Source organism: Thalassoroseus pseudoceratinae, assembly GCF_011634775.1.
Taxonomy (GTDB): Bacteria; Planctomycetota; Planctomycetia; order Planctomycetales; family Planctomycetaceae; genus Thalassoroseus; species Thalassoroseus pseudoceratinae.
In genome coordinates this window covers 68,242-92,714 of record NZ_JAALXT010000009.1, presented here as the reverse complement: position 1 = coordinate 92,714, position 24,473 = coordinate 68,242, and the positions used below count along the sequence as shown (strand labels likewise).

General features: G+C 53.3%; 19 protein-coding genes. 14 read left to right on the top strand and 5 right to left on the bottom strand.

What is annotated here, in order from left to right:
- Window positions 1-149 precede the first annotated feature (149 nt).
- From G6R38_RS25735 to G6R38_RS25725, 3 genes are all read left to right on the top strand, one after another.
- The gene (locus G6R38_RS25735; protein WP_206028730.1) at window positions 150-1,529 is read left to right on the top strand and encodes an outer membrane protein assembly factor BamB family protein; all 1,380 of its coding nucleotides are present in this window, start codon (window positions 150-152) and stop codon (window positions 1,527-1,529) included.
- Window positions 1,530-1,576: 47 nt separating this feature from the next.
- Window positions 1,577-3,280 (top strand): Kelch repeat-containing protein, encoded by a 1,704-nt coding sequence (locus G6R38_RS25730; protein WP_166831672.1) that lies wholly within the window; start codon window positions 1,577-1,579, stop codon window positions 3,278-3,280.
- Between the two features lie 87 nt (window positions 3,281-3,367).
- Entirely contained in the window at window positions 3,368-4,114 is a 747-nt protein-coding gene (locus G6R38_RS25725) for a DUF3386 family protein (protein WP_166831671.1), read from the top strand.
- A 184-nt stretch (window positions 4,115-4,298) separates the two neighbouring features.
- Here the strand turns inward: G6R38_RS25725 and G6R38_RS25720 are convergent, their stop codons facing one another.
- Window positions 4,299-5,675: a sulfatase gene (locus G6R38_RS25720; protein ID WP_166831670.1), complete on the bottom strand. Its 1,377-nt coding sequence runs from the start codon at window positions 5,673-5,675 to the stop codon at window positions 4,299-4,301.
- A gap of 324 nt (window positions 5,676-5,999) precedes the next feature.
- On the opposite strand from G6R38_RS25720, the gene G6R38_RS25715 reads away from it, so the two are divergent.
- Genes G6R38_RS25715 through G6R38_RS25705 form a run of 3 tightly spaced genes read left to right on the top strand, consistent with a single transcriptional unit; the run spans window position 6,000 to window position 8,385 of the window.
- Window positions 6,000-6,590, top strand: a complete 591-nt coding sequence (locus G6R38_RS25715) for a 2OG-Fe(II) oxygenase (RefSeq protein WP_166831669.1) — start codon at window positions 6,000-6,002, stop codon at window positions 6,588-6,590.
- A 59-nt stretch (window positions 6,591-6,649) separates the two neighbouring features.
- Window positions 6,650-7,888 (top strand): DNA polymerase IV, encoded by a 1,239-nt coding sequence (gene dinB, locus G6R38_RS25710; RefSeq protein WP_166831668.1) that lies wholly within the window; start codon window positions 6,650-6,652, stop codon window positions 7,886-7,888.
- A 47-nt stretch (window positions 7,889-7,935) separates the two neighbouring features.
- The gene (locus G6R38_RS25705) at window positions 7,936-8,385 is read left to right on the top strand and encodes a YaiI/YqxD family protein (RefSeq protein ID WP_166831667.1); all 450 of its coding nucleotides are present in this window, start codon (window positions 7,936-7,938) and stop codon (window positions 8,383-8,385) included.
- Window positions 8,386-8,405: 20 nt separating this feature from the next.
- On the opposite strand, the gene menC is transcribed toward G6R38_RS25705, so the two are convergent.
- The 4 genes from menC to G6R38_RS25685 all read right to left on the bottom strand — a co-directional run bounded on the left by menC (window position 8,406) and on the right by G6R38_RS25685 (window position 12,919).
- The gene (gene menC / locus G6R38_RS25700) at window positions 8,406-9,542 is read right to left on the bottom strand and encodes an o-succinylbenzoate synthase (RefSeq protein WP_166831666.1); all 1,137 of its coding nucleotides are present in this window, start codon (window positions 9,540-9,542) and stop codon (window positions 8,406-8,408) included.
- Between the two features lie 125 nt (window positions 9,543-9,667).
- Window positions 9,668-11,101: a hypothetical protein gene (locus tag G6R38_RS25695; RefSeq protein ID WP_166831665.1), complete on the bottom strand. Its 1,434-nt coding sequence runs from the start codon at window positions 11,099-11,101 to the stop codon at window positions 9,668-9,670.
- Window positions 11,102-11,233: 132 nt separating this feature from the next.
- Entirely contained in the window at window positions 11,234-11,965 is a 732-nt protein-coding gene (locus G6R38_RS25690; protein ID WP_206028728.1) for a 3-keto-disaccharide hydrolase, read from the bottom strand.
- 18 nt (window positions 11,966-11,983) lie between these two features.
- Window positions 11,984-12,919 (bottom strand): glycoside hydrolase family protein, encoded by a 936-nt coding sequence (locus tag G6R38_RS25685; protein ID WP_166831664.1) that lies wholly within the window; start codon window positions 12,917-12,919, stop codon window positions 11,984-11,986.
- A 499-nt stretch (window positions 12,920-13,418) separates the two neighbouring features.
- Here G6R38_RS25685 and G6R38_RS25680 point away from each other — a divergent pair, with 499 nt between their 5' ends.
- From G6R38_RS25680 to G6R38_RS25645, 8 genes are all read left to right on the top strand, one after another.
- Window positions 13,419-14,666, top strand: a complete 1,248-nt coding sequence (locus G6R38_RS25680) for a polysaccharide pyruvyl transferase family protein (RefSeq protein WP_390881476.1) — start codon at window positions 13,419-13,421, stop codon at window positions 14,664-14,666.
- 58 nt (window positions 14,667-14,724) lie between these two features.
- A complete protein-coding gene (locus G6R38_RS25675; RefSeq protein ID WP_166831662.1) occupies window positions 14,725-15,693 on the top strand; it encodes a DUF4886 domain-containing protein in 969 nt (322 codons plus the stop codon).
- 519 nt (window positions 15,694-16,212) lie between these two features.
- Window positions 16,213-16,992 carry an HpcH/HpaI aldolase family protein gene (locus G6R38_RS25670; protein ID WP_166831661.1) on the top strand — a complete coding sequence of 260 codons (780 nt, stop codon included), beginning with the start codon at window positions 16,213-16,215 and terminating at the stop codon, window positions 16,990-16,992.
- A gap of 216 nt (window positions 16,993-17,208) precedes the next feature.
- Window positions 17,209-18,297, top strand: a complete 1,089-nt coding sequence (locus G6R38_RS25665; RefSeq protein ID WP_240928383.1) for a lactonase family protein — start codon at window positions 17,209-17,211, stop codon at window positions 18,295-18,297.
- 103 nt (window positions 18,298-18,400) lie between these two features.
- Window positions 18,401-21,721: a LamG-like jellyroll fold domain-containing protein gene (locus G6R38_RS25660; protein WP_166831659.1), complete on the top strand. Its 3,321-nt coding sequence runs from the start codon at window positions 18,401-18,403 to the stop codon at window positions 21,719-21,721.
- Between the two features lie 44 nt (window positions 21,722-21,765).
- Window positions 21,766-22,560, top strand: coding sequence for an SDR family NAD(P)-dependent oxidoreductase (locus tag G6R38_RS25655; protein ID WP_166831658.1), 795 nt, complete (start codon window positions 21,766-21,768; stop codon window positions 22,558-22,560).
- Window positions 22,561-22,635: 75 nt separating this feature from the next.
- Entirely contained in the window at window positions 22,636-23,667 is a 1,032-nt protein-coding gene (locus G6R38_RS25650; protein WP_166831657.1) for a Gfo/Idh/MocA family protein, read from the top strand.
- Window positions 23,664-24,452, top strand: a complete 789-nt coding sequence (locus G6R38_RS25645; RefSeq protein WP_166831656.1) for an SDR family oxidoreductase — start codon at window positions 23,664-23,666, stop codon at window positions 24,450-24,452. The genes G6R38_RS25650 and G6R38_RS25645 overlap by 4 nt, the downstream gene beginning before the upstream one ends.
- Window positions 24,453-24,473: the final 21 nt, after the last annotated feature.

The following is a 24,473-nucleotide window of genomic DNA, read 5'->3' as shown; positions in this document are numbered from 1 at the left end:
TGGAAAACACGTGAAAACGTTGCCACCGTCTGTGGCAAAGAAACGTGTCTTTCGCAGAGTTGATGGTGAAGTTCCGTATCGTTGGCACTCTCGTTGAAGTTGCTTCGGGCCAACAACCCTCCGCTTTATTGTTCTTTTGAGGGATTCGAATGATTCTCATTGCAATTGATTTGGCGATGCTCGCGGTGGGTGGACTGGCGGCGTTGGGCGTCGTCTTAATGCGAGCGAAATTCGCGTCGTGCGGTTTCGCCGCAATGCTTCTGGCGGTTACGTACCCGGCTTCGCTCGGATTCGCTGCGGACAATTGGACCTCGTTTCAGAACGGCGGCACTTTAGCCGTTCCTGCGAATACTGACACGCTCGAATGGAAGCAAGGATGGTCGCAAGACATTCCTGGGTATGGCCAATCGTCACCGGTGGTCTGGGGAGAAACTGTCTACGTGACATCCGTCAGCGGTCCTCAGAAGGAAACTTATCATGTCGTTGCTTACAAACTGAGTGACGGCAGTAAACTGTGGCAACACGATCTCAAAAACGCGACGCCTAGAGAGAACACCAGCTACGTGAGCAGAGCCGCTCCCACGCCCGCAGCAGATGCGAATGGGCTAGTGTGTTTCTTCGAGGGCGGAAACCTAATCGCTTTGACGCACGATGGGAAAGTCCGATGGGAACGTGACCTCGTCGAAGAGTTTGGTCCGCTGGATGCTCGGCATGGTCTTTCAGCATCTGTTGAGCAGACCGACACCAGTGCATTCGTTTGGGTGGAACGTTCCGAAGACCCTTATGTCATGTCGATCAACAAACAGACTGGCAAGACCGTGTGGAAAGTCGCCGGCATTGGTGCGACCAGTTGGGCCAGTCCGCGATTGGTTCCGGTCGGTGATGGGCATCATTTGGTGCTCAGCGGCATCGGTCATTTAGTTGGCCTTGACCCTACTACCGGCGAACGACTTTGGGAGTTTGATGGCATCTCGGGAAATTCGTCACCGACACCAATTCCATTGGGCGATGGTCGATTTCTGCAAGGTGCGACAGTCGGACGCGGCGAAGCCAGTTCCGGATCAGCCGCAAAATCGAACGGCGTGATTGGAATCACTCAAGCCTCCGATGGGAAATGGCAAGCCGATTACGTCTGGCAGGCCAAGCGGGCGACGTCTTCGTTCGGTTCACCGATCGCCATCGCTAATCGGTGCTACTACGTCAATGCAACCGGCGTTGTATACTGCCTCGATCTGAAGACCGGTGACGAGGTTTACGCCAAACGGCTCAAAGAAAGCATTTGGGCAACACCGGTCGCTATTGGCGGCGAAATTTTGTTCTTTGGGAAAGGTGGCAGCATCCGCGGAATTGCTGACGGCGAAGAATACGAAGCATTGAGTTCCGAAGCCGCCTGGGATGCTCCTACCGATGACGCTCCCGAGTCCGGCCGTGGTCGATCTTCGGGGCCAGTGTTGTACGGGGTCGCGGTTGCCGGCGAACGGGTCGTCATTCGTCGAGGCGACCAACTAACGGTGTGGACAATTCACTAATTCATTGATCACAAGCAAATTTCTCCCTGCATTTAAGGACATTCGATATGAAACAACGATTGATTCGCAGTGGTTTTCTCGGCCTCGCTTCGGCTCTTCTGGTGGCGAGTGCGGCGTCTATTGCACAGGCTCACTTTATTTTTCTCGTGCCTCAGTCGAGTGCTGGTGACACGAAACGCGTGGAGGTCTATTTCGGTGAAGATGCATCGCCCGCTGACCCATCATTCCTGAGTTACACCGAAGGAATGAAAACTTGGTTCGTCGGTCCAAAGGGCGAGCCAACTGTTTTGAAAATCAATCGAACGGATGAGTCGGTTTCGGTTGACCTCACCAAGAAGCAAGCGAACAGAGGAGTCGTGATCGCGACGCATGATCTCGGAGTCATGGATCGCGGCGACGCCAAATTCCGCCTAAAGTACTACGCCAAAACTGGTCCTGTATTAGGTTCCAAAGCCTGGAGCAAAGCAGACTGTTCCAAAGCCTTGAAGTTGGATGTGGTTCCCAAAGCCACCAAAGACGGCGTTGTGCTCCAAGTCAAGTTCAACGGGAAGCCTGTGGTCGGCAGTGAAGTGGTCGCAAGTGGGCCGGAACTAGCCGACTTCAACGGCACCACCGACAAGTCCGGCAAAGTGTCGATTGGTCTGGGTAAGCCAGGCATGTATTCGATTCGTGCCAAGCACGTTGAAGACGAAGCTGGAGAATTGGACGGCAAACCGTACCCAGAAACTCGGCACTACACGACCGTCGCACTTCGCGTCAAACCAGCACGCAAGAAGGCCGTTGCCGATCTCAAACTCGATCCACTCAAGCAATCTGTGACCAGTTTCGGCGGTGCTATTCTCGACGGCAATGTCTACATCTATGGTGGTCATACGGGTTCAGCTCACTCCTACTCAAATGAGGAACAGGGGCGTCAGCTACTGCGGTTGAATCTCAAAACCGGCCGATGGAACGAACTTGCGGATGGTCCTGGCTTGCAAGGGTTGGCCTTGGTGACAAATGGCGAGAAGTTGTACCGAATCGGTGGATTCACCGCGAAAAACGCTGAAGGCGAAGAGCACGATCTGTGGTCGCAGGATTCGGTCGCCGCTTTCGATTTGGAATCGAACGCCTGGAACGAAATGCCGTCGCTGCCGGAACCGCGGTCTTCATTCGATGCCTGTGTTCTGAACAACACGATCTACGTCATTGGCGGTTGGCAGCTCGCCGGTGACGACGAAAGCAAGTGGCACAAAACTGCTTGGTCGATGGACCTCGACGCGAAGAAGCCAGAGTGGAAAGCGTTGCCAACGCCTCCGTTCCAACGCCGAGCATTGGCTGTGGCTGCTCACGATGGCAAGGTCTATGCGATTGGCGGCATGCAAGAAACCGGCGGACCGACAACCCGCGTCGATGTCTTCGATCCAAAGTCCGGCGAATGGGCGGAGGGGCCGAGCTTGGTGATGACCGAGAAACCGGCGGAGGAGGAAGGCGAAGATAATCGTCGCGGTCGCTTCTCTGGTGGAATGACCGGCTTCGGCGCGTCTGCATTTGCCACTGGCGGTCGGCTTTACACCAGTACCATCAATGGCGACTTGCAACGTCTCTCGAAAGATGGCAAGAAATGGGAAATCATCGCCCAAACTCCCACTGCTCGGTTCTTCCACCGGATGCTTCCTCTCGACAAGTCACGCTTGATCGTCGTCGGAGGAGCCAGCATGGCGTTCGGGAAATTCGACGAAGTCGAAGTCCTCAACGTCGACGGTGAGTAGTCTGAAAATGCTGGTTGTTTGCGTCGCGGCTCTGAGTGAACGATTTGTGTTGCTCGTTTCCATTTTGGGGTTTTTACTGAAAATTCTATGAACAGTTTTCTCTCTTCACTCGCTTGGAGCGTCGCGATGCGGTGTTTGGTTGCGATGATGTTGCTCGGCAGCGTTCCCGCATTCGGCTGGGACGCGAAGCCGACAGCTAGTCGTTCGGCTTATGACTACATGCACGAAGCCCACAACGCCCGGACCGTTTGGCGTGACTTCCCAGGTTTCACGGCAGACATTGTCGTGACGACTGACGGCGAATCTTACGCTGGAAAAATCATTGTCAAAGCCGACTTGAAATACGAATTGAACATTGACGATGCCGCCCGCGAACCGTGGGTGAAATCAAAACTTCGGTCGGTCATTTCTCATCGTCGCCCTAGCAAAATGTCTGATCGTGGCTACGCCTTCGCGGACACGGGCGATGATGGGCCGGGTGTGCTCATCGCTCAGAAGGATGGCTCGGGAGTTTTTCGGCTGGTCGATGGCACGATTCATGAAGTGCTGAGAAAGTCGGACGAAAGTTGGTTCGAGATCACAAATCTGGATCAGTTCAAAACACCCGAAGGAACGTTTCTGCCGCAAGTGAGTGCCGTCGTCTATCGCGACCCGGCAACGGGGGACATCCAGTCGCAGCGGTCGAATCTCTTTACCTGGACAGAAGTCGGAGACTTTTTTCTACCGAAACGGACTCTCACGATCGACGTCGGCGACGCTGGCAAGCGGTCCATGCGAGAGCTGATTTTGAGCAATCACAAACTCAGCCGACCGATTACGGTTTCTTCAGATTGACTGAAATTGCATAAGCCGCCGGTCGAATCGCTCACAAGCTTCGACACGGCGGTTTATCAAAGAATTTTCTGCAAAGACCAACACCACAAATGTCTGCAGGCGACCATGGGTTGATTCGTCTGCAGCAGTGATCGAACTCTCTCGCGTTCTCTCGTGATTGCCTGACGGAACGGCAACTGTCTTGCTACTTCTTTGCCGCATTAGCCACGTTCGTCTGCGGCAGCCATTTCGCGTGTTCGGCGATCGTCTTCGCAAAGGCCGGATCACCCGCGAGGTTCTTCCATTCCTGGGGATCGTTGCGGTGATCGTACAATTCCTGGCTACCGTCCGCATAGCGGATATACCGAAAATGCTCGGAACGGATGGCGTGATTATTTCGTCCGTACGTGCTAATCGCTGGTCGTTTCCATGAGGCTTTGGGATCAGCCAGCAGCGGTGACAGATCGACGCCTTCCAAATCATCGCGTGCGGGCAGTCCGCAGAGTTTGACAAGCGTCGGATAGATGCTCAGCAGCTCCACCGCCTGGGAACAGCGTTGCCCACCACTTTGACCGGGTCGACAGATAATAAAGGGCACTCGCGTGGAACGTTCCCACAAAGATTGCTTAGCCCATCGCTGTTTCTCACCCAGATGGAACCCGTGATCGGACCAAAGCACAATAATCGTGTTCTTCGCGTAGGGACTGGCATTGAAGACATCTAACAATCGCCCCACCTGAGCATCCGTGAAACTCGTGGAAGCCAGATACGCTTGAACGGCAGCCCGCCACTGCATATTCTCGACAAACCACTGATGCGACGGCGGCGTGGGGTTGTTCGTCAACGCAATCGCGGCCTGTGGAAGATCGTCGCGATCATCGTCTTTGACTAGCGGAAGTTTCACATCCGCCAGCGGTCGAGTGTCAAAGAAGCGTTGCGGAGCGTACCACGGCACATGCGGGCGATAGAAACCGACTGCCAGAAAAAACGGCCGCTTGTGATCCCGCTGCAACTGAGTGATGGCCCAAGATGCATCGCTGAAATCGCTGAAATTCTCCTCGGCATACTGCTGCGGACCGTAGTCCCACAACCCACTGCCGGTTCCTCTGATCTGCACCAGACGGTCGTCGATTTTCAATCGTTGCCCTGGTCGCGGTCCTACTGTTTCAAACGATGCCTCATCGACCCGCGAGCCGTGATAAATCTTGCCGGTCGTCAACGTCTTGTAGCCGTGTTGTCGAAAGTATTGCGGCAGCGTGATGCGATCACGGTTGCGTTTCGTCGTGCGAAACCACGGCCTGTTCTGGTAGATGCCGGTGGTCGAAGGACGCAGACCGAGCATCACACTCGTCCGAGACGGATTGCAGATCGGAGCTTGACAGTGAGCGTTCGTAAACAGTGTGCCCTGCTTCGCCAAAGCATCGATGTGCGGGGTGTCGGCTTGAGGATGCCCGCCCAGGCAACCGGTCCAGTCGTTGAGATCGTCGATCGCAATCAACAGGACGTTCGGACGATCGGCCGCCGACAACGATGCCGAGCAAAATCCAGCAATTCCACAAGCGATGAGCAGCGTAATTCTCATACTGATTTCTCCGAGCGACCTTTGACTGATGATAGAGTTTCCACCATACCGGAACGTCCGTGTCGTTTCACCACACTCAATACCACGTTACATGGCCCGCAAAACCTTGGCCTCAAGCAACGACGCTTAGTTGACTTGGACGGACACAGTCGACGAGGCCGGGAGGTCGGTTCCTGAAGCGGAGTCGACTGTGTTCTAGTAGATTTTGCTGCCCGCCTAATTAGGTCATCGAACTGGGGACATTTTTTGCTGCCCGTGAAAATAGACGTCCGCCCGATCGTAGAGCCAAGAAGGATAAACCTTTCTTCTCTAGGAGAGAACGTTTTGTGTGAACCGGATTGGCTGACTGACGAGATATTTGTGATCGAGTATTTCCTTTCTCCAGAGGAATGCCTGCGTTACATCGACTGGAGCGAGTCGATCGGCTACGAAGACGCCTTGGTCAGTTCCCCGAGCGGTCATGTTCTGCGGACCGATGTGCGGAACAATCAGCGGGTCGTCTTCGACTCACCAGAATTGGCAGCGGAACTCTGGGAACGGGTCGAGGACCTTATGCCTATGGAGATCGAAGACGAGCTGAACGAGCCTTTTCATCCCATCGGTCTCAACGAGCGGTTGCGGTTCTACCGTTATGATCCCGGTGAGCAGTTCGATTGGCATCGGGATATTCCGTTCGAGCGTGAGAACAATCAACGCAGCTTCTGGACATGGATGATCTACCTCAACGATGGCTTTGAGGGAGGAGAAACGTCCTTCGACGATTCGTACTCCAGCGAACCCTTCGACCCTTTCCATGTCTCCCCGCAGACCGGCACGGCACTTTGCTTTGCCCACCACGTCTACCACAAAGGCGAGCCCGTTCTTCGGGGGCGGAAGTATGTCCTGCGGACGGATGTGATGTACGCACCGTGGTAAATTTCGGCGTTTTGTAGCTCCATGCCCTATAATGGGACGAGTGATCTGCCCGAGCCCTATTGGAAATATTCGTACTACGAGACACCATGATTCTCCATGTCGATATGGATGCGTTTTACGCCTCGGTCGAGGAGCGGGAGAATCCCCGACTCGTCGGACGGCCGGTGATCGTGGGGGGCACTCCGGAGGGACGCGGGGTGGTTGCGGCTGCCAACTATGTCGTACGGAAGTTTGGGGTCCATAGTGCGATGCCGACCGCGACAGCACTTCGGCTCTGCCCCGACGCAGTTGTGCTTCGGCCTCGCATGCGTTTCTACGCCGAGGTTTCCCGGCAGATTCGTGATGTGTTTTTCCGCTACACACCGCTGGTCGAACCTCTCTCCTTGGATGAGGCGTTCCTCGATGTGACCGGTAGCGTGAAGCTTTTGGGCTCCGTGGCCGAGATCGCGAGGCAGATCAAACACGACATTTGGTCGGAAACCGGTTTGGTGGCCTCTGTGGGTGTGGCTCCGAACAAATTTCTAGCTAAGATCGCCAGCGATCTACGAAAGCCGGATGGATTGGTGGTCGTGGAACCGGATCGGATCGAAGAGTTTCTCGATCCTTTACCGATTGGACGTCTTTGGGGAGTCGGCAAAGTCACTGGAAGTGCGTTCGACCGTTTGGGCATCACGACCATTGGCGAACTGCGGCAACTCGATCCTCAGGTTCTTCATCAACACTTTGGTCAGCAGGGGAACCATTTCGCCAAACTGGCCAGGGGACATGATAAACGCTCGGTCGTCCCTGATCGGGAAGCGAAGTCCATCTCTCATGAGACAACGTTCGCGGCGGATATCTCCGATAGCGAAGCCCTTCGCGCGTGGTTACTGGAACTGACCGAACACGTGGGACGGCGACTACGGCAGCAACAACGACGTGGCCGGACCGTGAACCTCAAACTCCGATTCGCCGACTTTCGGACCATCACCCGAGCCAAAACCTTGGCACGCAGCACCAATGTTACCGGCGAGATTTGGGAAGCGGCGAGCGAACTCTTGATGCAGGTGTTGAGGCAACGGCACCCGGGGATTCGTCTGTTGGGAGTCGGTGTTAGCAGTTTTTCAACGAACGCATACGTGCAGAAAACGCTGTTTGGAGAGGACGGTCATCACAAGCAGCAACAACTGGATGAAGTCGCCGACGCCGTCCGGGCCAAGTTCGGCAACTCAGCATTGGATCGCGGCAGCGGACTCTTGCACAATGCACGTCACCGTCCGGAGCCAAGACCGAATGAAGAGCCAGGGACGTCCACTTGATCCGGCCATATTTACCGACGAATGATCTCGAAAAGAGAGGACGAAGAATGCAGATTTGGGTCGACGCCGATGCTTGTCCGCAAGAAACTAAGGAGCTGTTGTATCGAGCGGCGAAGCGGACGGAAACACGACTCACGCTCGTGGCCAATCAGCCGCTCCGTATCCCCCGCTCCGAATTCATTGATAGCGTGCAGGTTTCATCGGGGGCAAACGTCGCGGATCAATATATCGCCGAACGGGTAGAGCCTGGTGATTTGGTAATCACAGCCGATATTCCGCTAGCGGCTGATGTCGTTGCAGCGGGCGGTCAGGCTTTGAATCCTCGCGGGGAACTGTACACGGAGGCAAATATCGGTGCACGACTTGCGGCCCGTGATCTTCTGGACGAACTTCGCGGAGGAGGACAGATCACGGGTGGTCCGTCAAACTACAATGCGAAAGACAAGCAAGTCTTCGCCAACCAACTCGATCGTTGGCTGACCAAAGCAAAAGCTTGAACGAACAGCGGGTCTTGAATCTATATTTGGTGGGTTGATGACTCGCACAACAGTCGACGGAGGGACAATCGATCGAGCATTGCATCGTCGACTAATACGCCGATTCCAGGCTCGACGGGAACACGGACTTCAGCACCAGCGCGATGGAACTGCGTGATGTCGACGAAGTGATCCAGCGTCTCCTGCACCAGTTCGATACCGTGATCCGCCGGGTGACGGAAACCCGGGAGTGTAGCCAGGGCGAGTTCGCTAGCCATGGATATCCCCGAGCCCGTTCGCCGACCACACCACACGGGAATCTGACGTGCATGGCACCAGTCGTGAATCCGTTTGGCCTGCGACAATCCGCCGACACGCCCGACCTTGATATTGACAATCTTGCAGGCATCGAACGTGACGGCATTCTCAACCATCGAGAGGTCGTGTGCGCCTTCGTCCAGGCATAGTGGCGTGTTGAGTCGGCTCGCCAACTCGCGGTGGTGGACAAGGTCTAGCGACGGAAGAGGCTGTTCGAGCATCAGCATTTCATGCCGGTCGAGTTTGGCGAGATGATCGAGATGCTCCGGCAGGTACGCTGCATTGGCGTCAGCCATGAGTGTGATCTCGCCAAAATGTTCTCGAATCATCGCCAGTGGCTGATCATCCCAACCAGGTTGGACCTTGATCTTAATTCGCCGAATGCCAAGTTCGAGAGCCGACTCGATGTCTTGAAGAAAGGTTTGTGTGTCCGCCTGGATGGAATGGCTCGTGCCAACTTCAACGGTCTCTCCTTGACCGCCGAGCAATTGCTGAATCGATTCGCCCTGAATCTGACCGAGCAAATCCCAGTAGAGATGCTCGACAGCAGCCTTTGCATAGTCATGACCACGCACTGATTGCCAAGTCTGACACACTTCCTCGATAGAACCAAACGAACGCCCTAACAATGGCGGCAACAATACCTCTGTGATAATGTCCCAGACGGTCGCCACCGTTTCGGAGGCATAGAATGGCCGAGCATCAATGTTCGCCTCACCATAGACGACCAAGTTGTCTGCTCGACCTCGCAACACAACAAACTCGCGAGCCGTAACCGCCCCTAAGCTGATTCGGAAGGGATGTGCCAGACGACGCTGGACGTGTAGTAGCTCAACTTGGTCAAGTCTTAGTGTTGCCACTCGAATCGGTACCCTCAAAAAGACGCCCATGTGATTGCGGGCTGCAACACATTCTTGTATACAATCGACGTGCCGATCCTAGTCTGCTTTCCATATAGAATTCAGCACGTTCACTGTGCGGTCGGTTAGAACTTGCCCCCTTCTGCACCGACCTTGTTGCTTTCCACAATCGCACTGTATCCGCCTCCGAGTTCTGCACGTTTACTAGGGACGTAAGAACCAGGACCAGCCAATTGCACAATAAATGTTTGTAACGCCGGACTGCGTGCCTTCATTTGGATGCCAAAATCGGTGAACAACTCGAACGGATTCGTCGCGATAGCGACGTCGCCAAGCCGAATGGCATGAAGTTCCATTGGATAAGTCCGAATGTCTCCCGCCTGTTGGCGTTCGAATCGATCGACGGCCGCTTGATGCCAGAGCGTTCGTCGTTGGTTCCGAGGATCCTTCGAAAGTTCGGCTACTTTTGCTCTGATGTCCGTTGCTTCTTTCTTCGTCACGATTCGCTCAGGCAACTCGATTTCCTGGACTTTGTGAACGAGCACAACGTCGCGATGACGTTCTTGCTTTGCACCGGCGTAAGCCTCTTCCCAGGCTGAAACAATTCGACGAGCGATGTCGTCGAGACGGTCGAGACCACGCAGTTTTCGCATTCGTTCTTCGGCAGCTTTGCGGTACATCAAATGGGGAGATTGATCGCCCGCCGCACCGGTCCAACCGAGCACGAGCAGGTCTTTGCCGTGCTTCTTACGCAAACGTTCCCGCACTTGATGCCAGAAGTCGGCATTGACAGCGGAGCGTCCTTCGACCTCCTGCGAGGGGCAAGCTACGTTGATTGCGGTCGCGAACAACTTGTCGTTTTCATCCCAAAAACACAGCACCTCGACACCGTGATCTTCATAGCCCTCAATGACGCGGAAGTTTGCTTTGTTTGTCGCACCATACATCTGAGCTGTGCCGTTGGCGTAGACGCTACGGCGATTTAATGCGACAACGGCATACCCGAGGCCCCAGCCAACACGTCCCGGCTTCCGAGTTTGCCACGCTTTGATGGAGGCATCCGCAACTTGATCGGCCAGGAATTCAACATACTCTTTAGGCTGGATAATTCCGTCCTTTGGCAGTTGATACGCACCTTCCCGCATCACCGGTGCTGTGTGAGTGTGAGTCGCGTTGAGGAAAAGTTTCTTGGTGTCGAAGTCCGTGAGCTTTCCCCTCAACCGCTCCCGGACCTTTTCAAGAATTCCTTCGCGGATTGCGACCAGATCACATGACACCATAATGGCTTGGTCAAGGATTTTGTCGCCGTCACGCGATTCCAACGCCAACGCCGTTGCGGTTGCAGGAGTTTCAACCTCCTTCGCGATCCGAGTTCGCATTTGGCCCGACAAAGCGACCGGTTTGTCGGGCGTGATGCTGACAGTCGAACCACCAATGTGTAATTCGGCCGCCGCACTGTGCGAACTGGCAACAATAAGCCAACTCACCGTCAGACCAACACATAAAACGATGTGCCGATGAAAGCAGAGTTGTCGCCGCGTTGCGTGCTTGTCTTGCATGATCAATTTCCGTGAACCCCGCTTGACTACTTTTCGGAAGACTATCGAGGTTCACATTGTATTGCGAAAGTCTGTGGTCACAACTCAAATAAGCCGGGTTTTATTTGATTCTCAGTTTGTGTCACTCCACCGTTAGGGACTCGACTTGATAGGTGTCAACTCAAGTTTACGGAATTCGACCTCGGCTCCTTCGGCCTGCAAAGAAATTTGGCCTTCGGTGGCTGTGCAGTCATATCCCTCGTTGACAAGATCACCATTGACCCAAACGCGGATCTTGTCGCCGAGACATTCAATGACCATTCGATTCCACTCACCCAACGGTTTCTCGCTATCGTCAGTGAGATTTGTAATGTGACGCGACTGGCCCTGCTTGCCTCCCCAATTCTCCTTGGGGCCCTTACGGCGTGCTTCCATATTGGGGACTTTGATATCCTCATGAATACACCAAAAATCGCCGGCGGCCTGATGCTGCATCTGTACCTCTAGCGATGCCGGAAACATTCCGTAGAGCACGCGAGGGCGTTTGCCATCTGTATGCACCAAGACACCACAGTTGCCAGGTTTTCCCGGGAAGCGGTATTCGACTTCCAGGCGGTAGTTCTGAAATGACTTCTTCGTGATGAGGTGACCGCGTGGCACTCCCATGCTCACGAGCTTCCCGTCGCGAACGATGAAGCTCGGTTGAATGTTTGGGTTCTTGTCTGCATCTGGAACGTCGGGATACCAGCCTTCGAGATCTTTGCCGTTGAATAGTGAGATTGTCTTTGATGTGGGGGCATCGGCCAGTGCTCGGGGCAAAACTAAAGTCGATTGCAATGTCACAGTGGCAAATACGACCCAGCTTGTCATTGGAAATTTCATCATTGAGAAACCTTCTAAGAACTACTTTGTAGGAGTGAAATTCGGAGGGAAATAGACTCGCACGTCGGGATGTGTTGTGTATAGTCGATACCGCTCCCCATCATGAACGAGTTGACCGCTAGAGTTGTTGGTGCGGATGATCGGATTGCCGGGATACTTCTTCCAGTCTACCAAGTCATCTGAAACGGCTAGACACGTCGTCCAAGGACCTTTCCAGCTTGGATGCCCATTGGCATGATAGACACCGTAGTACCGTCCTTGATAGCCAATCACTTGGTTCAATGCGATCGCATGTCGATCATACTCAGCAGGTCCAAGACCGATCACAGGTGTGTCTTTGACATTCGTCCATACTTTACGGTCGGTCGATTTTGCCAGCCAGACGCCCTGATCACGGCGTTCGTAGAATAGGTACCAGGTGTCCTTTTCGATCCACAACGTCGGTGTTCCGTAGGGGCCAGGGGATATTGGTGAACCGTCGCGCTGGCGGACATCGAGTCGGCCAACTTCCGTCCAATGGACACCATCCCGCGAAGTTAGCATATGTGGAATATCGTCACGGCCTTCGGCGACCATATAGAAGAGATCGTCATGACGTACGACATGGACATCCTCGGTCCAAGCTGCTTGATAAATTGGATTGTCTGGGTGGCGTTTCCAATTCAAGCCGTCTAGTGAGGTGGCATATCCAAGCATTTTCGTTGCAGTTCGTTCACCGTTGTAGCCCGTATACCACAGATGCCATTCGTCGTTGTGTCGCAGAATGTAACCACGTTCCCGTATTTTCCGGTCCCATGTCTCGGAGTCGGTTCCTGCGAACAATGGATACCGTTGATACGGAACAAAGTGTACCAGTTCATCGGGAAAAAGTTCTTCGGCTGTAACGAAAGAAGGCTCGGCGGCGTTGAGGTTGAACAGCACCACAATAACGATTCCAGCAATCGGCCGGCGTTTCATATTTTCTTTTTCCTCGGAGGCATCAGTGAAGTTCGTGTGATTAACTCGAGCTGATTCTATCGTACTTCAACCAGTTCCAACAAACCCCCGTCCCGATTTGCTTTTCCTAGCGACTTCTTGACCAATGCGACCAGTGAAATCGGTCTGGGCTTCAAACTACTGATAGCCACTCGTGTCATCCATCATCTTGGGCAAAAACAATTCTCGTTTCTACCGATTCTTGACTTGGCTTCCGCTTTACAGAACCAAGGCCAGGTTGGCCAGCAAGCAGCCCAACGCTGTCGTCGACAAAAGCACTTTCACGGTTTCGGTGCCCTTCGCTTGGTCTATTCATTCTTCTATATTGTATGTGTTTGTGGATGGGCAAAGGCTCGGCCGTTGCTCAATTTTCTGCTTGTTGCTGAGCAAGAATCAAACCTCGTCAAGTGGTCAGACAAATATGGAACGCAGTATGCCGCTCATTCGTCGTCGTGAATTTCTCCAATCTTCCGCCGCTCTGATGGCTGGGACGCTGGCGTGTCAGTCAGCATTCGCGAACTCCTCGAAACCACCGCGGATCCTGCTTCGCTCGTCTTGGCAGACGGTGAACATTGGTGACATCGCACATACGCCGGGCGTGCTTAGCATTTTGCGTCAGCATTTGCCGGACGCAGAAGTCACGTTATGGCCGTCGTTGCTGGACAATGGTGTCGAAGAACTGCTGCTCCGCGAGTTCCCAAAACTCAAAATTGCGAAACGAGGTAGTCAAGAACTGGATCGTGCCTTCGACGAATGTGATTTCCTACTACATGGATCGGGGGCGTCGGTCGTGGCACAACGCGATCTGGTTCACTGGCATGAGAAGACTGGTAAACCCTATGGAATCTACGGTATCACGTTGCCATTGAAGAAGTCTTCTTCGACCTCGGCCCAATCACAAGATGCGATGGCACGTTCGGTCGACGTTTTGAGCCAGGCTCGCTTTGTATTCTTTCGAGACAGCAAATCACTTGCGTTAGCGAAAAAGCTAGGAGCGAAGTCACCGGTGATGGAATTCGGCCCGGACGGTGCATTTGCCTGTGATTTGCGTAATGCGAGAAAAGCAGAGACATTCCTCGCAGCGAACGGTCTCGAAGAAGGCAAGTTCCTCTGTTGCATTCCACGACTGCGTTACACGCCGTATTGGACGATCAAAAAGCATGTGAAGTTTGATCCCGTCAAGCATGCGCGAAACGAAGAGATGAAAGAACACGACCATGCCCCGTTGCGTGAAGCGATTGTTGAGGTTGTGAAGCACACCAATCACAAGGTGCTTGTTTGTCCCGAAGACCGCACGCAAATGGCGGTGGGGAAGGAAATGCTGATCGACAAACTGCCCAAGAATGTCCTCGATCGTGTGGTTTGGCGACCGGATTATTGGCTGACAGGCGAAGCGGTGAGTGTCTACATCCGTAGCGCCGGCTTGTTCGGAAACGAAATGCATTCGCCCATCATGTGCATCGGGCATGGCGTGCCAGCGATTGTGTGCCGTTTCGCCGAGCAGACCTCCAAAGGATTAATGTGGGAAGATATTGGGCTCGGTGACTGGCTATTCGATCACGATTCGGCAACCGACCGGAAAATGATTGTGCCGACCGTCCTCGAGATGGCAAAGAATCCGGCCGCTGCCAAAGCCAAAGCGGCTAAAGCGCGAGCGTTCGTCGAGAAACGACAACGTGAGACGATGGATGTATTGAAGCAAGAGCTGAACGTGTCAGCGAAACTGTGATCTCTATTCAGTACCAGTTTGAAATCACCACTAAGAACTTCCAAATAGACTGCGAACGATGCAAAAATTCTTACGATTGAAGTTCCTAAAGAAGCTGCGTCAGTCTGTAAAGATTCTCGCCTTCACTTTGCTGTTCCTTTTCGGATTTAATTCCCATGTTCAAGCCGAACAGAAGGCGGTTCGGCTGCTGACAATTGGTAATAGTTTTGCAGACAATGCTCTGACATATCTCCCCCAGCTCGTCGAATCCGCTGGGCACAAGCTTGTCGTCGGGAAAGCAAATCTTGGGGGATGCACGTTGGAACGTCACTGGAGACATGTTGCCCAGTTTGAGGCCGACCCAAGCGACAAAGACGGTTCTCCATATGGCGGCGGAAAGTATTCGCTTAAAGACATGCTTGTCAAAGATCGATGGGATTTTATCACAATCCAGCAGGTGAGCTATAAGAGTCACGATTTACGGACGTATCAACCGTATGCCGACAATATCGTTCGTTACATCCGCAAGCACGCCCCGAACGCGACGATTTTCATTCATCAAATTTGGGCGTATCGCAAAGACGATCCACGATTCAAACCAGCAAACAAAGGTCGCGAACCTCACACTCATGCTGTGATGTATCAGCAGGTTCGTGACGCCTATCACGCGCTGGCTAAGGAGTTGAAATTGCAAGTCCTCCCGAGCGGAGACGCCATGTATCGGGCAGACACCGACAAGACGTGGGGCTACCGCATCGACCGCGACTTTGACTTCGCAAATGCCGAATACCCCAATCGACCAGACCAAACGCATTCATTGCATGTCGGCTGGCGGTGGCGGAAGCAGGACAATGGCCAGTGGAAGTTGAGAATGGATGGCCATCATGCAGGTGTCGCGGGTAAGTACTTGTTGGGATGTGTCTGGTTTGAAACCTTCTTCAACGAAAGTGTTGTCGGAAACAGCTTCATGCCTAAAGAAATTGAAGCCGACTATGCAACCTTTCTGCAGCAGACCGCACACGACACCGTTTCCACACCGTCAAAATGATGCAAGTCGGCAACCCGGCTGAGAGACACAACCGAGGGATGGCATCGAATAGACATTGGGGACGATTACATGGCGTCAAGAGGTCGTTCATGACGAGGGAGTCTCAGATTCATTTCGTACTGCGGGTGTTTTTCCTCAGAATTGTCCTGCCGATCAAACGGTTGGTCATGCCGGCGACTATGATTTTCAAGAGTATGAGATGTCTGGTTGGTATCCCACGAGAACACTCGATCAGTGGCGGGAGGTTCGGAAGATCTGGGAGCCTTAGGGCTTTTGCGATGTTGATAGCAAGATGAAGCGTCCGGCGATCCCGTTCACGAAAAATCGTACGTGGTAAGAAGTTGATCAAACAGCATGATGAGGTAAGAGAACTTGCTGCCGATTTTGGTTGGGCATCACTAGTTTCTTGGTGGATTTGTCCGGGGAGTTTTCCGGAGTTCACCTATGGTCCACCTTGTTTGACGCTCCACGATCGGTCACACTGATCTCATTCCTACGACAATTTAAGGTCTGTCTTCAATGAGAAAAAGCAAAACGCTGGCCCGCATCGCGAATAACGAAACCGTTCGGATGTGCTGTCTTGGTCACTTCGTTCCCGCATACGTCAAATTTGCGGCCCATTATGAGTACGACTGCATTTGGCTCGATTGTGAGCATCGCAACTTCACAGAACGAGATGTGCAGACGCTCCTCGTACATTCTCATTTGCACGACATTGACATCATGGTGCGACCGTCCACACGAGAGAAAACCAAACTCTATCGATATCTTGAGGACGGTGCTGCCGGTCTGATGATTCCTCATGTGAACACGGCCGAACAGGCGGCCGCATTGGTGAGTGCGGTGAAATTTCCGCCGGTTGGTGATCGAGGGTTGGATGGGGCTGGGCTCGACGCTGATTACTTCGTGAACGGAATGGATGGTGTCAACGAGTTCCTCGCGGAGGCCAACAACGAAACGTTTCTCGTCGTTCAAGCCGAGACGCCAGAGTCGATTAAAAACATTGAGGCCATCGCTGCAACGCCCGGTTTGGATGGCATCTTTGTTGGTCCAGGGGATTTAGGACTTCGAATTCGTCAGACGGAGACTGAATTGACATTGGAGGCCGCATTTGAAGCCGTCGCCGCCGCCTGCAAACGTCACGGAATTGCATGGGGTACACCAGTTGGCACCGTGGACGATCTCGCCAAACGGCAGCGTCAAGGCGCCCAATTGCTCGCACGGGGCGGTGACTTCGCAGCGATGAAGGATGTTTTGCAAGCCGGCGCAGAGTCGTTCAAGCAGACGCCGCGTGAGTAAATCTTGACTAGGTCGACTTCTGTAGAGCGATGATTGTGACGGCAATTGGGTATCGTTTACATTCCGTTGAGTTCATGGAGCTTTTGTTCGACACTCAATGCCGTCCCAACAAACTTGTTAGTTTCTGATGCGGTTCTGGTATGACAATACAGACTATTGGGGACGATGCGAGACGAATTCATGCATAGAATCTTACTGACTTTTGGGCTTGTGATAATGTCCAGTACTGCGGTGTCGGCTGACCCTGTCATCTTTGTTTCAGCGTTTACGTCGGGGAATGAAGGTGCAATCCATGCTTACAGCTTCGATCAGAAAACTGGCAAGCTCAGTCTCTTAAATCGAACGACTGATGTTGAGAATCCCTTCTTTCTAGCGATTTCGCCCAATGGTGAATTCCTCTATTCCATTGATGCCGAGAAGTTTGGCGGGACGGAAAATGAATTCGTAGCGGCCTACAAGATTAACGGCCGAGATGGAAAGCTGACCCGGTTGAATCGTCAGTCAGCTTTAGGAACAGCATCGTGTTACTTGGATGTCGATGCGACGGGAAAGACTGTTGTCGTCGCCAACTATTCGACTGGCAGTATCGCAGCGTTGCCGATTGAGAAGGATGGTTCACTCGGAAAGGCTGCTAGCTTTTTGCAGCATACTGGGTCTAGCGTCGATCCAAAACGCCAAACCGGGCCGAACGCGCATTGTATTGTCGTCAGTCCCGATCACCGCTTTGCATTGGCAGCCGACTTGGGAATCGACAAGATCTTGGTCTATCGCCTGAAAGCGAATACGGCCGAAATGACTGCCAATCCTGCGCAAGCGTTTGTTAAACTTCCACCCGGCTCAGGGCCACGCCATTTGACGTTCCATCCGAATGGTCGCCGAGTCTATGTCGTGAATGAGTTGAGTAACACGATCGCGTTCTTCAACTATAACGCTGATGATGGCACGCTTGAGAAGAAACAAGTGATCTCGACGCTACCAAAGGAATTCTCCGGGCGAACGCACACTGCCGATGTGAAGATTACACCCGACGGCCGGTTTCTCTACGCGACAAATCGTGGTCATGATAGTATCGCAATTTATAAGATTGCTGAGGATGGCCGCCTGACATTAAGTCGTATTGCACCGAGTCTAGGAAGTGGCCCTCAAAACCTACTCGTCACGCCAAATGGCCGTTGGGTGCTGTGTGCCAACATGCCAGGCAACAATCTCGTGGTATTCGCGATCGACTCTGATACGGGAGCTTTGACCCCCACCGGTGAGCCAGTGTCGATTCCAAAGCCTTCCTGCATACGCTGGCTAGATTAGTAGTAAAATGAATTTTGAGTAGCTGCCATTCCATAACTAAGACTGCCTGCTGTTGTGGTACCTGGTTCATTAACCGACATTCTTGAAATCCAAAAGTCACTCGATGTACTTGCGAGAATTCTTTGCCTGTGTTGTTCTAAGCCTATTCCTTGGTTCCGTTGCCGTCGCGCAGGATTCCGCAGTTCGGTGGTGGGTACCGTATTCGGGCGATGAGGCTACCGGGCCAAATGTGCTAGGACTGTGGAAGTTTGACGGGGGCGAGGCGACCTTCGGTTTGGATTCGTCTTCCCATGGTCACAAAGCAACGATGCGAGGGGCGACACAGAATGCCGACGGTCGATTTGGCAAATGCCTCGAGAGTTCGGCCGGTTATCCCGTTGTCGATGAAAGTCATAGTCTGCATATCACTCGATCCCCGGTCTTGTCTCCCGGGGGAGCATTCACAGTCGAGATGTGGATCCGAGGCAAAGACGCCAAAGAGTTTCCGCTCAGCATGGCTCCCGTACTCTTAGACATGAAGTATATTCCGGCGAACCACACTGGATTCATGTTGAGCTTGTCCAAAGCCAGTTCAAATGGAACTCGGCGACTCTCGTTGCAGATTGGTACCGGAGGCTCGACCAGCGCGTGGTATTCCGACCCCTTTTCTTTCGAGGCGGGCGTTTGGCAGCATGTGGCGTTCACATATGATGCACGCGGTACGGTAGCCTTCTTCGTGAATGGCGAATCTCAGGGGCAGTCGTATGATGCGACGGCAGGGCCAATGGCGACGGCTGTGCGTCCATTGTCGATCGGTGATCGTGTTGGATCACTCTACCGTGGGTTTCCTGGGTTCATTGACGAAGTTCGAATCACGAAAGGAATTCGCGAATTCCGTCCGGTGAATTTCGTTCCGGATGTCAAACGATTCGTCTACGTGAGAATGTCGGAAGACGCCAAGCTGACTGCAACTTTCAAAAACCAGACCGGCTCGGCTCTCAATGGAGCAGTCGTGACCGCCCGACTGCCGAATGGGGCATCCAGGCCATTGTCGGTTCCAGACCTTGCTAAGGGAGAGACTTACCCAATTAGCGTTCCGGTCGATACGACCTTGAAGCCGGGGGAGTACTATGCGGAATTCACGGTCGAGATTTCGCAATGGGGTGGAGGAGAATCTGGTTTTCGTTCAACAACGAAGCTTCCGTTTGTGATCGTACCACGTCCCTTGCCACATCAGATGCCCGTTGTGATGTGGGGGATCGGTGGTGTCGATGGTGTGATCAAAGAAATTCCGCGTCTGAAGGACATCGGATTTACACACTGCCTGGGATTGCGGTGTGATTATCAAAAAGTCTGGGACGATGGTGCCGACGCACTCCCTGGCTCTGCCGAAACGATTCAGGCAAGCCGGGAGATGTTGAACACGGCGTTGGAGCACGATTTGAAAATTGTTGCCTCGCTATCTCCTGGTCGATGGCTGAGACGTGCGAAAGTTGGTCAACCGTTTCTGCGAATCAATCGTGATGGTAAACATTACGGTCGTGAAGATATCAGTGGAGTGTTTCCGCGTGTTCAACAATTCTGTCGCGACACCGGTGCCGCGATGAGTCGAGCATATGGCGACCATCCGGCCTTTGGTTCAGCACTGTTGCACACGGAGGTCCGCGGAGAATCTCAGGTCTCGTTTCATCCTCGAGAGATCGAAGATTATCAGAACGCTACCGGTCATGAGCCACCGCCCGAGGTCACTATCAAGAATGGCGTGAAGTGGCAGAATTTGGCTGACTTTCCTGAAGACCGAGTGATCGCTGACGACAATCCGATTCTGCAGTACCTGCAGTGGTTCTGGAAGACCGGGGATGGATGGAATGGCCTGAACACTCAGCTTCATGAAGGACTTTACGAGAACATTTCTCATGATAACTTCTGGACGTTTCACGACCCCGCCGTGCGTGTTCCGAGTATCAGTGGCAGCGGCGGAACAGCGGACGTATTGGCACACTGGACCTATAGCTATCCCGATCCGGTTCGCATTGGACTATGCACCGACGAGCTTTTTGAGATGGCGAGAGTCAACGGGCACGACCAAGACGTCATGAAGATGACACAAGTGATTTGGTATCGCTCGCAGACCGCCCCGAAACAATCATCGTCAGACGTTGCGAGTTCACCGTGGATTGATCAGGACCCCGATGCCGACTACATCAGCATTGCACCAATGCATATGCGAGAGGCGTTCTGGTGGAAGATTGCTCGGCCGATTAAAGGGATTATGTATCATGGTTGGCAATCGCTAGTCGAGACAGATTCAACAGGTGCCTATCGCTATACCAATCCAAATACGCAATTGGAGCTAAAGCGACTCATTCACGATATCGTCGAACCGTTGGGGCCGACACTGATACAGATTCCGGATGCGGAATCTGATGTCGCCTTCCTTGAAAGTTTCACATCGCAGATGTTTGCACGTCGGGGAACTTATGGTTGGAACCATACGTGGGCGGGTGATATGTATCACATCCTGATGTACGCTCAATTGCAACCCCGCGTTCTCTATGAAGAATCATTGCTGTCAGGGGGGCTCAAGGGAGTCAAAGTCCTTGTCATGCCGGATTGTGATGTCCTTACCGAGTCTGTTGTCCACACGATCCAAGAGTTCCAGAAATCAGGAGGTCTTGTTGTCGGAGACGCCGAAGTTTGCCCGGCAATCAAACCCGACTTTGTGATTCCTCGCTTTTCAAGAACGAAGCAAGCTGACAAAGATCGCGAACGGCTTCAGGAGTCGGCATGGACTTTGCGTGGTTGGTTAGATTCCCGCTACACCCGCAAAGTTGATTCGACGAGTTCCGACGTGATGACACGTCGACGCCAATTTGGCACAAGTGACTATGTCTTTGCCGTCAATGACCGCCGTGACTTTGGGACTTATGTTGGTCACTATCGAATGGTAATGGAAGACGGATTGCCGTCGGAGACCACGATCAAAATCAACGATCGATCTGGCTATGTTTACGACCTCGTTGATCGTCGTCAAATCATGGTGGATACAAAGAACGACACCATGTCGATACCTCTACAACTCGGCCCGTGTGAAGGTCGCGTTCTGATGATCACTGAACGCCCCATTCGTGAAGTCACTATTAACGTTCCTGAGAAGGCACGCCCTAGGCAATCGATCACCATGGCGATTGCTGTGACCGATGGACGTCAGCCTGTCGATGCGGTGGTACCGGTTGAGGTTAAGATCGTCGATCCCGAAGGCGTCGAATCGGAGTTTACTGGTTATCATGCGGCGACCAATGGGCAACTCGCTATTGATTTTGATTTTGCAGTCAACGATCGCGTGGGAGTCTGGGAGATTCGAGCAAAGGAATTGGCGTCCGGGCGATCGGCTGCTGCTTATGTTCAACTAGAAGCCGAATCCGATGAGCCAAAGAGTCGCTAAGAACGTGCGTCGCAAACATGGTTTCTCCGTCTTATAGTGTGCCTATGAAACTTACAGATCAAATCGCAATCGTGACCGGTGCTGGTCGGGGCATCGGTCAAGGTTGCGCGATTGAACTTGCAAGAAATGGTGCCGATATCGTCCTTAACGATCGGCCAGGTTGCCCCGACTTGGAGTCAACTGCTGAGGGAATACGAGAACTCGGTCGGCGATGCCAGGTGGTTGAGGCGGATGTGTTCTCGCGTGAAGGATGCGAATTCTTGGTTGCGGAGGCGATCCGTTTCGCGTCGCGGATCGATATTTTGGTCAGCAATCCCGCGTTCAGTCGTCGCGGTGCGTTTCTGGATTACCCGCCGGAACTGTTTGAAGCCACGATCAATGGCACGTTGACGAGTGGTTATCACATGAGCCAACTCGTCGCGCGACAGATGGTGAATCAGAACACGGCTGGTAAAATCGTCTTCATCTCGAGCGTCCAGGCGGAGATACCAACTGCCCGTTGTTTCGCGTATGGAGCCGCCAAAGCGGGTTTGAACCACATGGCACGTTCCATTGCGGTCGAACTGGCACCACATCGGATCAATGTCAATGTCATCGAACCTGGATGGATTGATACCCCGGGCGAGCATGTCACGTTTACCGATGAGACAATCGCTGCCGAGGGAAAGAAGCTTCCGTGGAAGAGACTTGGGTTGCCGGAGGATATTGGCAAAGCAGCTGTCTTCCTTGCAAGTTCCGACGCGGACTATATCTCCGGCACCGTGCTACCTGTCGATGGGCTGTACCTGTTTAATCACTGTATGGCCGATAAATTGCGTCCGCTGAAAGACGATGATTGATGGTACCCCTTCCTTCGAACGACTCCGCGAGTTGATTTGCTGTCTCTAGTCAATAGCCGTACAAAGTAATGCCCTATGAAAGAAATCCTGGTCATCGGCGGCGGATCAATTGGGGAACGACACGTTCGCTGCTTTCAAAATTCCGGCCGTGCGACTGTCTCGTTGTGTGAGATCAACGATGATCTTCGTGAAACGGTTGCCGAACGATACCAACTGCAACAGTCGTTCCATTCACTCGAATCCGCATTGAACGAGTCGACATTTGATGGCGCCGTGATTTGTACTCCAGCGCATTTGCATGTCGGCATGGCAATGGATTTGGTCGCGTCCGGGTGTGGCATTCTCATTGAGAAACCGTTGAGTATTTCGCTGGAAGGCACTCGCGAATTGATTGCGGAAGCAAATGGACATCAGCTTCCTGTTTCTGTGGCTTACGTGCTTCGACAGCACCCCGCACTACAGGCGATCCATGAATGCGTGCGACAGCAGCGATTCGGCCGTCCGGTGCAGATTTCATACACGGGCGGTCAGTTTTTTCCGCTCTACCGACCTGCTTATCGCGAAACGTACTACACAAAACACGAAACCGGCGGCGGGGCAATTCAGGACGCTCTGACGCATACCGTCAACGCGGCTGAATGGATCGTGGGGCCGATTACGAGGCTGGTCGCCGATGCGGAACATTGTGTCCTCGATGGAGTCGATGTCGAAGACACCGTCCACTTGTTGACTCGACACGACTTCACAGAAAACTCGACGAGCGATTCGCCAGCGACAATTCCGCCGTTGTTGGGGTCGTTTAGTTTGAATCAGCATCAAGCACCGAATGAATCCGCACTGACTGTGATGTGCGAGAACGGAATTGTTCGATTTGAGTCGCACAACAATCGCTGGTTGTCCTGCGTGGAACCCGGTTCCGATTGGCTAGTGGAAGAAGCGTTTTCGCTCGAACGTGACGACTTGTTTATTCGGCAAGCGAATGCATTCTTGGATCAGTTGAATGGCAAACTCGGACCGGCTTGTTCGCTCGAAGACGCCTTGCAGACGTTGCGGGTGAACTTGGCGACGCTGCGTTCCGTGAAATCTGGTGGCTGGGAAGAACTATGAGCGAGTCGACGATTGAACAACTCTTCGACATGACGGGCCAGACGGTACTGATCACGGGGGCCACTGGATTTCTCGGCCAGTCGATGGCTCGGGCTTTCGCGGAAGCGGGGGCGACGGTGGTCGCTGGAAGTCGGGAACTCTCGCGAGCACAAGCTGTCGCCGAAACGCTGTCGGGTGACGGGCCACATTTCGGGGTCGAGCTCGATCATCTTTCGGAAGAATCGATCAGCGACGGATTTTCAGCAGCTGTCGAAGCGGCAGGCCAAGTCGATGTGTTGGTCAACAATGGTCAGCAGGGGCATGCGATGGATGTCACGGATGTCACTGCCGAAGCATTTTCCGAAGACCTTCAGAATGCAACCGGCTACTTTCTGCTGGCTCGGCAACTGCGTGATCATGTGGTGTCGCGTGGAGTCGCTGGGGCGATCGTGATGATTGGTTCCATGTATGGCGTCGTGGGCTCCTACCCCGATGCCTATGAAGATATTTGCACGGCCAGCCCGGTTCAGTATCACACTTTGAAGGGCGGCATTATTCACATGACTCGGCATCTTGCGGTCTATTGGGCCAAAGACAACGTGCGAGTGAACTGCCTCAGTCCGGGGCCGTTTCCGTCCGAAAAGGCACCGGCTGCAATGGTCGAGCGACTCAAACAGAAAAGTCCGATGGCCAGAATGGGCCAACCGGAAGAACTCAAAGGCGCTGCCCTGTTACTGGCGAGTCGAGCAGGAAGCTATATCACTGGCCAGAATCTACTGGTCGATGGTGGCTGGACCGCATGGTAATGACATCCTAGAAAAGAAATC